Genomic DNA, 12,575 nt, shown 5'->3' on the forward strand with positions numbered 1-12,575 from the left:
CGGCGGACACGCGGAGCGGGCTCCCGGCACCGTCTACGGACGCTCCGGTTCGGGCGCCCCGTCGACGCCGTCCGGAACCGACGGCTCGCTGACCAGGGCGTGCACGTTCCCCTCGACGGGCTTCCAGACCTGTTCGGCGCGCATGGGTTCGCTCGTGCCCGTCTCGGGGACCACGGCGGTGCACACCACCTCGACCAGGGCGTCGGGGTCCAGCAGGTCGGTCACGCCCAGCACGGTCATCGGCGGATAGAACCGGCCCATGTGGCGCCGGTAGACCGCGCCGATGTCCCGGCTGTTGGAGCGGTAGGCCGCCATGGCGGTGGTGAAGACACGCATGTCGACCACGTGGACGGGTTCGGCGCCCGCGGCCCGCAGCGCCTCCACCGCGTTGGCGAGCGCGCGGTCGAACTGCTCCGCCACACCGTTCCCGGCCACCCTGCCGTCGGGGCGGTGCGCACGCTGCCCGCCGACGTGGATCACGCGTCCGGGCCTGACCACGAGTGCGTGCGCGAACCCCGTCGGCTCGGCGAGGGTCAGCGGGTTGACGATCTCGTGCGGTGTCCGGCCCATCTGCGGCCCCTCCTACCCGTGTCGCGCCCGCCGCACGTCCGGGACGGCCCTTCGTGGCCGGCCGGACGTGCGGCTACGATGAGCGCATGTCGATCAATGCGCTGCTGTCCCTCATCGTCCTCGTCGCCGTGCTGGGGGTGGTCGTCTCCATCTTCGCCGGAGGGGTGGCCTACGTCGGCCGCGTCCGCCGCGACGGCCCCGCGGCCGTCCTCGCCGGTGCCCGCAGGCGCCGGGAGATGCGCGACTAGGCGTCGTCGAAGTCGTCGGGGTCGGGGCCGAACCTGCTGTCGTTGTTGAGCCCGCTGATCCGGTCCATCTCCATGCTGGAGAGCTCGAAGTCGAAGATGTCGAAGTTGGACCGGATGCGCTCGGGGGTCACCGACTTGGGGATCACCACGTTGCCGAGCTGGATGTGCCAGCGCAGCAGCACCTGGGCGGGCGTGCGCTCCCGGTCCTCGGCGATCCCGACGACGGTGGGGTGGCTGAGGAGCTTGCCGTGTCCCAGGGGGCTCCACGCCTCGGTGACGATGTTGTGCTTGGCGTCGAAGGCGCGCATGGCCTCCTGTGTGAGCAGCGGGTGGAGCTCGATCTGGTTGACCATGGGCGTGATCCCGCCCTCCTCCATGACCCGCTCCAGGTGCGGCCGCTGGAAGTTGGACACCCCGATGGCGCGGACGCGCCCCTCGGCGTAGAGGCGCTCCAACGCCTTCCACGTCGGCACGTACAGGTCGCGCCGGGGCAGCGGCCAGTGGACGAGGTACAGGTCGAGGACGTCCAGGTTCAGGCGTTCCAGGCTGGCGTCGAAGGCACGCAGGGTGGCGTCGTAGCCCTGGTCGGGGTTGGCCAGCTTGGTCGTCACGAAGACCTCGCCGCGTTCCAGCCCGGAGCGGCGCAGCGCCTCACCGACCCCTTCCTCGTTGCCGTAGGCGGCCGCGGTGTCGATGCTGCGGTATCCCACGTCGAGCGCGGTGGAGACGGCCGCGACCACCTCCTCCGGTGGCACCTGCCACACGCCGAAGCCCAGTTGCGGAATACGCAGGCCACTACTCAGAGTGAGCTCTGGAACTGTCATCTGCTGCATCTGTCTCATCCCCCGTCAGCGCTGAACGGTCCTGCTTGTTCTCGATGGCCTGCGGTATTCCCCGTGCCGCAGTCGCATACTGCCACGTCCGGGCGCCTCTCGGTTCCAGGTGCGCCCCTCTTGTGCGGGCTTTTTACCGTGCGCGCCCGGTGTTGGGCGGCGCTGGGACACTCCCGTGGGGCGAAGACGACCGTGACGTGCTTCCGTTCCCCCTCCTGCTGTCGGACGGACACCGGCAGCGCGTCACCCTCTCATTTACTCCCTTACCCCGCCAAAAGCGGCGTTCCCACACTCCCCGTGTACGGACCGCCGGTAGGCTGCCCGGGCCGGGCTGGAGGTGGGGACGATGGGACGCGAACAACGCGCCCGGATCAGTGCCGAACTGGCACGTGACCGGGCCGGGTTGGTGGAGCGGATCGTCGCCGAGGTGCACGCCGAGGTCCCCGCCTACCGCGCGCTGCACGGTTCCCAGCTCGCGGAGGTGCGGGCGATCACCGCGTGGCTCGTGGGCCGCTCGTTGGAGCTGTGGGTGGCGGGGGCGACGCGGCTGCCGCCGGAGGACGTGGAGCGGTTGCGGGGTATCGGCCGGTCCCGGGCGGCCGACGGGCGGTCCATCGGCGCGGTGGTACGGGCCCACCGGGTGGGGTCGGTGGCGGCGGTGCGCCTGGTGTCCGCGCTCGCGGCCGACCGGCTCGACGCCGCCGACGTGTTCGCCCTGGGTGAACTGTGGCTGACCTCGATCGACCAGATCTCGGAGAGTCTGACCGCGGGCCACGCCGAGGCCGCGCACCAGCTGGACGCCGATCTGGAGCGGGCCCGGCGGGCCTTCCTGGACGACCTGCTGATCGGGCGGCAGGCCTCGCACGGGGCGATCCGGGACCGCGCGCGGACCCTGGGCATCACCCCGCCCGACCCGGCCGTGCTGGTGGTGGCCGAGGTCGGGGACGCCCCCTCCGGCGGGTCTCCGCAGTCGGCCACGGTCTCCTCCGGGATGGAGCTGCTGGCCCGGGTGGAGCCGGTGGGCGCCGGCCCGCTGGTGACCACGCGCTCGGGACGGGTGGTGCTGTTGGTCTCCCCCGACGACGCCGACCGGGTGGCCGCCGTGCTCGACGGGCACCCCTGGCGCGGGTGCGTGCTGGAACCGCGCACGCTGACCGACATGTCGGCCGCCTACCGGCTGTCCGACGGCGCCCTGGAGACCGCGCCGCCGCACGCCTTCGGCCTCCGAGGGCTGCTCGGAGAGGCCGACGCGTGCGTCCTGGCCCTGCTCAACGGCGGCCCGGTCACCCCCGGGGCGGTCCGCCGCGCCGTGCTGGGGCCGTTGTTGTCGGAGGCCAACGCCCACCTGCTGGAGACACTGCGGGCCTACTTCCGCGAGGGTGCGGCGACCACGGCCGCGGACGCGCTGCACGTCCACGCGCAGACGCTGCGCTACCGGCTGCGCCGGGTGCGGGAGCTGACCGGACACGACCCGCACCGGCCCTGGACGCGGTTCGTGCTGGAAACCGCCTGCGCGATCGCGCCCTGACCCGGTCCCGGAGGCCGGGGTTCCGGCGAAAGCACGGGAAACTTACCTCCGGTTGGCCGGAGGTTAGACGCTCGGGGGCGTTGGGTAGCCGAGACTGGCAGGAGGAGCGTGCCCGCGCGTGCGCTCCCAGCCGCGACACGAGTCACACCGACTGGAGGGGGACCAGACGTGACGACCGCAGACCGTACGCCCAAGCCCAGGAGCAGCCAGCCGTGGCTGCACCAGAGCGGCGAGGAGATCCAGGAGTTCGGGACGGTCCGCCAGTTCCCGGTCGGGCTGTCCTACGACACCCGGATGTACTCGTGCCAGCGGCTCAACCAGGTGCTGTGCGACACACGGATCCTGCACGACCTGTACAAGAAACACCACTGGCTGATGCGGGGGCAGACCTTCTACCAGCTGCACCTGCTGATGGACAAGCACGCCGGTGAGCAGACCGCGCTGATCGACGCCATCGCCGAGCGCGTGCAGACCCTGGGCGGTGTGGCGGTCGGCGATCCCCGGCACGTCGCGGAGATCACCAGCGTGCCGCGTCCGCCCAACGGCGTCGAGGAGGTCCCCGCGATGCTCTCCCGCCTCCTGGAGGCGCACGAGACCATCCTGGAGGACTGCCACGACGCCGCCGCGCGCACCCAGGAACTGGGGGACGACGGCACGAACGACCTCCTGGTGTCGGAGGTGATCCGCACCAACGAACTGGAGGCGTGGTTCGTGGCCGAGCACCTGGTGGACACCCCGCTGGTGCGCTCCTAGGCGCGGCCCGGCCCGCGGAGTACGCGGGAAGGCCTCCGGTGCGGTGGACCGCCGCCCGCACCCGGCCGAGGGGCCTTCCCGGAGCGAGGGGCGGCGGCCCTCCACGGACGTACGCTCGTCATCGGCCACCACCGCGGCCCGGGGCTTCACGAGGGGCTCGACGCGCCGCGTCGAGCCCCTCGGCGCGTGCTTCGGCCTCCGCCTCGGCCACGCGCTCCGCCTCGAAGGGCGTGGGCGGGTCGACGTGGGGCCCGCACGGACGCGGCGTGCGCGGCGACCGCTCCAGGCAGTCGCCGCCGATCCCGCCGAGCACCGCGTCCACGTCGCTGACGGCCTCGACGAAGTCCACCGCGTGTGGTCCACCGGTTCGTCCGCGCCCAGCCCGGACAGCAACGCGTGCTTGGCGGCGCTGGCGGTACCGATCACGTACGCGCCGCCTTCCCCCTCCCAGCCTCCGACCCCGGTCGCCGCGTACCGACCGCGACGCCGCGAACACCGTTACAAACGCTTGCCGAGCAGCGAGAACCCCGACGCCGCCACCATCAAGGCCGATCATCCTCCTTCGGCACTCCGTCCCAGGGAAGAGCGGACACACGGGGGTTGACGGCACACCCTCCCATCGGAGATGGTTCTGCAATCGGTTGCAGGAACGTCCTCGCACCAAGGGAAAGCGCTTCCCCAACGAGAGGGGTCCCCCATGATCCGCCGCAGCTTCCTCACCGCCTCGGCGACCGCCCTCGCCCTCCCCCTGCTCGCCGCTCCCGTCCACGCGCGCCCGCGGGGCGGCCCCCCGCGCGTCTTCGTGGCTGGCGACTCCACCGCCTCGACCTACGCGGCCCACGAGGCCCCGCGCGCCGGGTGGGGGCAGGCCCTCGACCTCTTCCTCGGGCACGGCGCGACGGTGGACAACCGGGCGCTGTCGGGTGCCAGCTCCAGGAGCTTCGCGGACCTGGGCCTGCTGGACGGCGTCCTCGCCGACCTCCGCCCGGGCGACCACCTGCTCGTCTCCTTCGGGCACAACGACGCCAAGGAGTACGACCCGGACCGCTACACCGAGCCCTGGAGCACCTACCAGAGCCAGCTCACCGCCTACCTCGACGGCGCCCGTGAGCGGGGCGCCCACCCGACCCTGGTCACCTCGGTGGAGCGGCGCCGCTTCACCGACGGGGGCGTGCCCCGCGAGTCCCACGGCGACTACCCGGCGGCCATGCGCGCCCTGGGCGCCCGCGAGGGCGTGCCGACCGTGGACCTGACCGCGCTGAGCCTGGATCTGTGGGGCCGCCTGGGACCGGAGGACACCAAGGACTACTTCCTGTGGCTGGAACCCGGTGGACACCCCAACTACCCCGAGGGCGTGGAGGACGACACGCACTTCCAGGCGCACGGCGCGATCGAGGTGGCCCGGCTCGTCGCCCGCGAACTCAAGCGGCTGCGCGTCCTGCCACCCCGGTTCACGCGGCGCCTGGGCGACCCCTTCCCCACCCCCGAACGCGCCCTGACCTGGCCCGACGAGCGCCCGGTCTGACCCGCGCCCACCCTCCCGCGCACCCAGGAACCCAGGAACCCAGGAAAGGAAACCCCGTGCGACACCACCCGGCCAACCCCCGCAAAGCGCGCGCCGCCCTGTCGACCGTGCTGGTGGGGCTGCTGGCGGCGGCGCTCACCACCGCCCCCGGCACCGCGAACGCGGGCGGGGAGCCCCGCCCCGACCGCCCCTCCCCCGGCACCGAGGGCCGGGTGATCACCGTGGCCGCCGACGGCTCCGGGGACCACACCGGCGTCCAGGCCGCGGTCGACGCCGTGCCCGCGCACAGCACCGAACGCGTCACCATCCGCATCGAGGAGGGCGTCTACCGCGAACCGGTCGTCATCCCCGGGGACAAGCCCAACATCACCCTGATCGGCGCGACCGGCGACCCCCGGGACGTGGTCATCACCTACGACCGCGCGTCGGGCACGCCCAAGCCCGGAGGCGGCACCTACGGAACCTCCGGCAGCGCCAGCGTCGTCATCGCCGGGGACGACACGCACGCGCGCGACCTGACCTTCGAGAACTCCTGGCTGCGCGAGGAGCACCCCGAGATCACCGCGACCCAGGCCGTCGCGGTGCGCACCACCGGGGACCGGCTGGTCTTCGACAACGTGCGCTTCCTGGGCCACCAGGACACGCTGTACGCGAACTCGCCGGACGCGGACACCGTCTCTCGTCAGTACTACACCGACTGCTACGTCGAGGGCGACGTGGACTTCGTCTTCGGCCGGGGCACGGCCGTCTTCGACGGGTGCGAGTTCCGCTCCCTGGACCGGGGCAGCGACACCGTCAACGGCTACGTGACCGCGCCGAGCACCCCGCCCGACCAGGAGTTCGGCTTCCTGATCACGCGCAGCTGCTTCACCAGCGACGCCCCGGCCGGGACCGTCTACCTGGGCCGCCCGTGGGTGCCCAGTTCGCACCCGGACGCCGAGCCGCGGGTGTTGGTCCGCGACTCCTGGATGGGCCGCCACTTCCGCGAGGAGGGCTGGATCGAGATGTCCTCCGGGCACGACTGGCGTCAGTTCCGGATGCGGGAGTACCGCAACTTCGGCCCCGGAGCGCTGGTCACCGAGGACCGCCCGCAGATGGCCCCGGACGAGGCCGCCCGCCACACCGCGCGGGCCCACCTGGCCGGTGACGACGGCTGGGACCCGGTGCGGGAGCACCGGCGGGGCCCGGTGTGCACCGCGCGCGGACGCTGACCCCGTCGCCGCCGCGTCCCCGGGCGCGGCGGCGACCGCACGTCAGGAGGGGGCCACGCCCCAGCGGCGGCGGATGGAGCGGTCGGCCCAGCTGAAGAACACGTCGATGAGGATGCCCACGCACAGGACGATGAGGACGTAGGCCAGCAGGCCCTCGGAGTCGTTGAACTGGCGTGCCTGGCTCAGCGCCCAGCCGATGGAGTTCTGCTGGTTGATGATGACCAGCAGCTCGCCCGCCATGAGCGAGCGCCAGGCGAAGGCCCAGCCCTGCTTGAGGCCGGTGACGAACATCGGCAGCGCGGCCGGGACGATCAGCAGGGTGTAGTGCTGGACGCCCCGCAGCCCCATGGCCTGGCCCGCACGCAGCAGCTGCGGGGACACGTAGTCGATCCCCGAGGTCAGGCCGCCCGCGATGGAGGGCGCCGCGCCCAGGACGATCACGAACATGATGGCCGACTCGCTGATGCCGTAGAGCAGCATCGCGAAGGGGAACCAGACGATGGACGGCATGGTCTGGAGGCCCGTGATGAGGGAGCCGATCGCCACCCGCAGCGGCTTGAACCGCGTGACGGCCAGGCCCAGGGCCACGCCCACGGCGAGGGCCAGCGCGAAGCCGGTGAGGGCGCGGCGCATGGTGACGCCGAGGGCCTCCCAGAACTCGGCGGAGGAGATCTCGGTCAGCAGGCGCGGCAGGACCTGGTCGGGTCCGGGCAGCACGTAGACCGGCCGCCATCCGCTCCACACCACGGCCTGCCAGGCCGCGAGCACGATGGCCACGGCGGCCAGCTTGGGCCAGGTGGCCGACCACACCCGGGCCGCCACCCGTGCGGCGGTGGGCCGGTCGGACTGGCGTTGGGGCGCCATCTCCAGGGCGTCCAGGCCCTGGACGTGGCGGTCCCGCGCGCCGGAGCCCCTCGCGTGGGGGCCCTGCACACTGGCGTCCCGCACACTGGGATCAGACGGCATGGCGCGAGACCTCCTCACGCAGCCGGTCGGTGATCTCGGCCGCCTGGGAGGCGATCTGGGCGGAGTCGATCCGCCGGGGCCGTTCGCCCTCCACCGTGAACTCCTCGATGACGCGGCCCGGGCGGCTGGAGAGCAGGATGACCCGGTCGCCCAGGCGCACGGCCTCGCGCACGTTGTGCGTGACGAACATGATGGTCAGAGATCTCTCCCGCCAGATGCGTTCCAGCTCGTCGTGGAGGATGTCGCGGGTCATGGCGTCCAGCGCGCCGAAGGGCTCGTCCATGAGCAGCACGTCGGCGTCCTGGGCCAGGGCGCGGGCCAGGGCGACGCGCTGGCGCATGCCGCCGGAGAGCTGGTGGGGGCGCTTGCGTGCGAAGCCGCTCAGGCGCACGAGGTCGAGCAGTTCGGCGACGCGCTCCTTGCGCCGTGCCCGGGGGACCCCGTTGACCCGCATGGGGATCTCGATGTTGCCGCCGATGGTGAGCCAGGGGAACAGGGAGGCCTCCTGGAACATCATGGCCACGCGGTGCCCGCCCACGTCCACGGTGCCGGTGGTGGGGCTCGTCAGGCCCGCCACGAGCGAGAGCAGCGTGCTCTTTCCGCAGCCGGAGGCCCCCACGACGGCGACGAACTCACGCGACCGCACGGAGACGGACATGCCGTCGATGGCGGTCAGGGCGCTGGCGCCCTCACCGAAGACCTTGGAGATGTGGTCGATCTCGACGGCGGAGGCACGTGCGGTGCCCGTGCTGGGGCTCTCGGTCGTGGCTGTCACAGATCCTCCTGGAGTCCGGCGACCTCGTCCCGTCCGTCCCCGCGCAGGAGGCCGTTGAGCGGTTCGAGGGCGTAGATGCCGTTCAGGTCGACCGGGTCGAGCAGGCCGACGGCCTCGGCGTGCTCGGCCCCGGCGGCCAGGGACGGTGCGATCGGGTCGACGGTGAACGTCATGTTGTCGAAGGCCGAGGCGACGACCTCGGGGTTGGTCCGGGTTCCGGTCAGGTCGGCCAGGTGGGTGGCGGCCGCCTCCCGGGCGTCCTCGGGGTGAGCGTTGATCCAGTCGATGGTGTCGACGTGGCCCCGGAGGAGGCGTGTGACCGCTTCGGGGTGGGTTTCGAGGAATTCGGCGTTGACGATGAGGTTGGTGGTGACGAAGGCGCCGTCGGTCTCGGTCCAGCGTTCGGCCTCGTCGACCAGCGGTTCTCCCCCGGCCTCGACGACGAGTCGGCTCAGGTGCGGTTCGGGGAGCCAGGCGCCGTCGACCTCGCCGAGCGCGAAGGCGTTCACGGTCTCGGCGTTGGTCTGGGGGAGGATCGACAGGTCGCCGCCGCCCTCGGTGTCGACCCGCCAGCCCTGTTCGCGGGCGAACCAGCGCAGTGCCACGTCCTGGGTGTTGCCCAGCTGGGGCGTGGCGAGGGTGGTTCCGGGCAGTTCGTCGACGCCGTCGATGCCGGGGCGCACCACCAGTCCCGCGCCTCCGGAGGTCGATCCGGCGATGACGCGCAGCGCGGCGCCCCCGGACTGGGCCCAGCCGTTGATGGTCGGGCTGGGGCCGACGAAGGCGGCGTCGATCTCGCCGGAGAAGATGGCGTTGATCGCGTCGGGGCCCGCGTCGAAGGTCTGGGTGGAGAGTGGGACGTCCTCGCCCAGCGCCTCCTGGAGGATGCCGTTCTCCACACCCACCAGCGCCGGGGCGTGGGTGAGGTTGGGGAAGTAGCCCAGGGTGAGCCCGCCGTCGTCGTCCCCGGGAGCTCCGCAGCCGGTGGTGACCGCGGCCAGGGCCAGGGCCGCCGCGGTGGCGCGGATCAGGGACGTTCGCGGGGACATCGGGATCCTCTTCGGCTTCGGGGTCTCGGACCGACGGAAGAAACTCTACTTAATAAGTAGGTTTTGTGGAAGCACGACCCTCCGGTTCCCACCACGGAGATGACCAGCACGAACGGGAGGATCCGCCCGCGACGGAGCGGGGTTCGTCGCCACGAAAGCGCAGCTCAAAGGCCTGACGGCGGGACTGAAGCCGCCCACGGACGGCCCCGCCCGCCCCGCGACCGCGCTTCCCCGACCCGCGGCCACCCCTCGGTGTGACGCGAGTCACTCATGCTGGCGCGGACGTGTCGGCGCCGCCTCCCCACGCCCGTGGCTCCTCCACGGACACGGAGAACGCGTCCTCCGCGGCGGCCCGTCGACGCCCCACGGTCCGGTGACACCCCGTTCCCGGCGGTGGTCGGCGAGGGGCTGTTCCCGCACCGGGGGCAAAGCGACGGGGGCGGCGGGGCCGCGAAGCCCCACCGCCCCCGAGGGAGGACGTGTCGTGGACCGGACCCGCGTGGGCGCGGACCCGTCCCGTGCCGTTACCTCCGGCTGCCGCCCCTGTCGTCCTTGTCGTCGTCATCGGAGTCGTCGTCGGAGCCCGAGCCCGCGGCGCTACCGCCGTCGGTGCCCTCGTCCGTGCCCTCGTCGGTGTCCTCGGAACCGGCGCCGTCGGTCTCGACGACCTCGCCCTCGGCGTCGACCGGCAGGACCACGCCCTGCCAGGTCTCCTGGACGTACTCCAGGACCCGCTCGTCGTGCAGCAGGTCGGCCAGCTTCTGGATCCGCTCGTCCTCGGCGTTCTCGGCCAGGGTCACCAGGCCGTTGGCGTAGGACTCGACGTAGTCCTCGCCCTCGGGCTCCCAGGCCAGGACGTTGGACTCCTCCGGCAGCTTCGCCTCGATGGCGTAGTTGCCGTTGACGACCGCGGCGTCCACGTCCGCGATCGAGCGGGGCAGCTGCGCGGCCTCCAGCGGGGTCACGGTGATGTCGCGCGGGTTCTCGACGATGTCGTCCTCGGTGGCGGACGCACCGGCCTCCGGGTCGACGGTCACCAGGCCCTCGGCCTCCAGGAGCTCCAGGGAGCGGGCGAGGTTGGCCGGGTCGTTGGGAACCGCGATCTCGGCGCCCTCGGGCAGGTCGCCGACGCTCTCGACGGTCTCCGAGTACAGGCCCAGCCGCTCGATGTGGACGTCGGTGAGGTAGGTCAGCTCGGCGTCCGTCGGGGAGTTGGAGACCCACTCGTCGAGGAAGGCGCGGTGCTGGAAGTAGTTAGCGTCCAGCTCCCCCTCGACCAGGGCGGTGTTGGGGATGTTGTAGTCGGAGATCTCCTGGATCTCCAGGTCCAGGCCCGCCTCCTCGGCGAGGTTCTCGTCGATGAAGGCGAGGATGTCACCGTGGGGCACCGGGCTGACGCCCACCCGCAGCACGTCCCCCTCGCCGGACTCGGCGGCCTGCTCGCTGGGCGCACCGCAGGCGGCGAGCGCCAGTGTGAGGGTGGCTGCTCCGAGAACGGCTGAGGTCGTGCGCATGGTGCACTCCTTCGTGATCGTGGGCTGGAGGATCGCGGGGGGGGTGCACGGCGACCGGAACGGAAGCCGGCGGCCGGGCGGCTCCGCGGCCCCTCGTGGGGCACCGTTGAGCTGGTCAGAGCCTACCCGACCTAGTTAGTAGGAATAATCACCCGCCGCCCTCCCACGGGGTGGCGTCCACCACATGTCCACATCGCCCATCTATTAGTCTAGTAAGGCAACTAATAGATGCGTGGCGGTCCCGCCCCACGGCGCGGACGGCCACCGGACAGGACTTCCCAGCACCGCCTTCCCTCCTCTAGGTTGTGAAGGCCGCCACCCCACTGCCCTCACGGAGCGAGAACCATGCCCCTGGTCGCCGGAATCGACAGCTCGACCCAGTCCTGCAAGGTCGTGGTCTGTGACGCCGACAGCGGCGCGGTGGTGCGCGAGGCACGCGCCCCGCACCCCGACGGGACCGAGGTCCATCCCGACGCCTGGTGGTCGGCCCTGAACCAGGCGTCCTCCGGCCTGCTCGACGACGTGGCCGCCGTCGCCGTCGCCGGACAGCAGCACGGCATGGTCGCCGTGGACGAGGTCGGCGCGGTGGTCCGTCCCGCACTGCTGTGGAACGACACGCGCTCGGCCGATGCCGCCCTGGGCCTGATCGAGGAGCTGGGCGGCGCCGCGGAGTGGGCCAAGGCCGTGGACAACGTGCCCAACGCCAGCCTGACCGTCAGCAAGCTGCGCTGGCTGGCGCGGCACGAGCCCGACCACGCCGCCCGCACGACCGGGGTGATGCTCCCCCACGACTGGCTCACCTGGCAGCTGACCAGCGCCGGGGCCGAGCCCACCACGGACCGGGGCGACGCCTCCGGAACCGGTTACTGGTCCGCGGCCGAGAACGCCTACCGGACCGACCTGCTGGCGCGTGCGTTCGGGCGCGAGATCCGGCTGCCGCGCGTGGCCGGGCCCGCCGAGACCGTGGGGCACACGCCGTCGGGCGCGCTGGTCGCCCCCGGCACCGGTGACAACATGGGGGCCGCCCTCGGCCTGGGGCTGCGTCCGGGCGACGCCGTGGTGTCCCTGGGCACCAGCGGCACCGTGTTCGCCGTGAGTGAGGGGCCCACGCAGGACCCCAACGGGATCATCTGCGGCTACGCCGACGCGACCGGCCGGTTCCTGCCGCTGGTGTGCACCCTGAACGCGGCACGGGTGCTCAGCGCCACCGCCGCGATGCTGGGCGTGGACCTGGCGGGGCTGGACGAACTGGCGCTGGCCGCCGAGCCGGGAGCCGAGGGCGTCGTCCTGCTGCCCTACCTGGACGGCGAGCGCACCCCGGTCCTGCCCGACGCCGCGGGTTCCCTGCACGGGCTGCGCCGCTCCAACATGCGCCCGGAGAACATCGCCCGCGCGGCGGTGGAGGGGATGCTGTGCGGGCTGGCCGACGGGCTGTCCGCGATGACCGACACCGGGATCCCGGTCAGCCGGGTCCTGCTCGTGGGCGGGGCCGCCCGGTCGGCCGCCGTGCGCGCGGTCGCGCCGACCGTCCTGGGCGCGCGGGTGATCGTGCCGCCGCCCGCCGAGTACGTGGCGCTCGGCGCCGCGCGACAGGCGGCGTGGA

At 72.6% G+C, this 12,575-nt stretch carries 13 protein-coding genes; 6 read left to right on the forward strand and 7 right to left on the reverse strand.

Annotation, left to right across the window (positions count from 1 at the left end; translation table 11 throughout):
* Window positions 1-33: 33 nt before the first annotated feature.
* Complete coding sequence (locus D455_RS0105565; RefSeq protein WP_017569769.1) at window positions 34-570, reverse strand: RidA family protein; 537 nt, start codon at window positions 568-570, stop codon at window positions 34-36.
* Between the two features lie 86 nt (window positions 571-656).
* Between D455_RS0105565 and D455_RS34425 the strand changes: the two genes are divergently transcribed.
* Entirely contained in the window at window positions 657-818 is a 162-nt protein-coding gene (locus tag D455_RS34425) for a hypothetical protein (RefSeq protein WP_169552598.1), read from the forward strand.
* Here D455_RS34425 and D455_RS0105575 read toward each other — a convergent pair.
* A complete protein-coding gene (locus D455_RS0105575; protein WP_026122353.1) occupies window positions 815-1,642 on the reverse strand; it encodes an aldo/keto reductase in 828 nt (275 codons plus the stop codon). The genes D455_RS34425 and D455_RS0105575 overlap by 4 nt on opposite strands.
* A gap of 355 nt (window positions 1,643-1,997) precedes the next feature.
* Here D455_RS0105575 and D455_RS0105580 point away from each other — a divergent pair, with 355 nt between their 5' ends.
* The gene (locus tag D455_RS0105580; protein WP_017569772.1) at window positions 1,998-3,179 is read left to right on the forward strand and encodes a PucR family transcriptional regulator; all 1,182 of its coding nucleotides are present in this window, start codon (window positions 1,998-2,000) and stop codon (window positions 3,177-3,179) included.
* A gap of 168 nt (window positions 3,180-3,347) precedes the next feature.
* Entirely contained in the window at window positions 3,348-3,932 is a 585-nt protein-coding gene (locus D455_RS0105585) for a Dps family protein (RefSeq protein ID WP_017569773.1), read from the forward strand.
* Window positions 3,933-4,050: 118 nt separating this feature from the next.
* On the opposite strand, the gene D455_RS34720 is transcribed toward D455_RS0105585, so the two are convergent.
* The gene (locus D455_RS34720) at window positions 4,051-4,281 is read right to left on the reverse strand and encodes a hypothetical protein (protein ID WP_017569774.1); all 231 of its coding nucleotides are present in this window, start codon (window positions 4,279-4,281) and stop codon (window positions 4,051-4,053) included.
* Window positions 4,282-4,629: 348 nt separating this feature from the next.
* Between D455_RS34720 and D455_RS0105595 the strand changes: the two genes are divergently transcribed.
* The gene (locus tag D455_RS0105595; RefSeq protein WP_017569775.1) at window positions 4,630-5,457 is read left to right on the forward strand and encodes a rhamnogalacturonan acetylesterase; all 828 of its coding nucleotides are present in this window, start codon (window positions 4,630-4,632) and stop codon (window positions 5,455-5,457) included.
* A 56-nt stretch (window positions 5,458-5,513) separates the two neighbouring features.
* Window positions 5,514-6,668 carry a pectinesterase family protein gene (locus D455_RS0105600; RefSeq protein WP_017569776.1) on the forward strand — a complete coding sequence of 385 codons (1,155 nt, stop codon included), beginning with the start codon at window positions 5,514-5,516 and terminating at the stop codon, window positions 6,666-6,668.
* A 42-nt stretch (window positions 6,669-6,710) separates the two neighbouring features.
* On the opposite strand, the gene D455_RS0105605 is transcribed toward D455_RS0105600, so the two are convergent.
* From D455_RS0105605 to D455_RS0105620, 4 genes are all read right to left on the reverse strand, one after another.
* Window positions 6,711-7,532, reverse strand: coding sequence for an ABC transporter permease (locus D455_RS0105605; protein ID WP_051064581.1), 822 nt, complete (start codon window positions 7,530-7,532; stop codon window positions 6,711-6,713).
* A gap of 91 nt (window positions 7,533-7,623) precedes the next feature.
* A complete protein-coding gene (locus D455_RS0105610) occupies window positions 7,624-8,409 on the reverse strand; it encodes an ABC transporter ATP-binding protein (RefSeq protein WP_017569778.1) in 786 nt (261 codons plus the stop codon).
* Complete coding sequence (locus D455_RS0105615) at window positions 8,406-9,458, reverse strand: ABC transporter substrate-binding protein (RefSeq protein ID WP_017569779.1); 1,053 nt, start codon at window positions 9,456-9,458, stop codon at window positions 8,406-8,408. The genes D455_RS0105610 and D455_RS0105615 overlap by 4 nt, the downstream gene beginning before the upstream one ends.
* Before the next feature lie 524 nt (window positions 9,459-9,982).
* Window positions 9,983-10,972, reverse strand: coding sequence for a MetQ/NlpA family ABC transporter substrate-binding protein (locus D455_RS0105620; protein WP_017569780.1), 990 nt, complete (start codon window positions 10,970-10,972; stop codon window positions 9,983-9,985).
* Between the two features lie 345 nt (window positions 10,973-11,317).
* On the opposite strand from D455_RS0105620, the gene xylB reads away from it, so the two are divergent.
* Window positions 11,318-12,575: xylulokinase (xylB, locus tag D455_RS0105625; protein WP_017569781.1), on the forward strand; the 1,258-nt coding region annotated here is incomplete at its 3' end.

It is taken from the genome of Nocardiopsis halotolerans DSM 44410 (assembly GCF_000341065.1).
In the GTDB taxonomy this organism is placed as follows: Bacteria; Actinomycetota; Actinomycetes; order Streptosporangiales; family Streptosporangiaceae; genus Nocardiopsis; species Nocardiopsis halotolerans.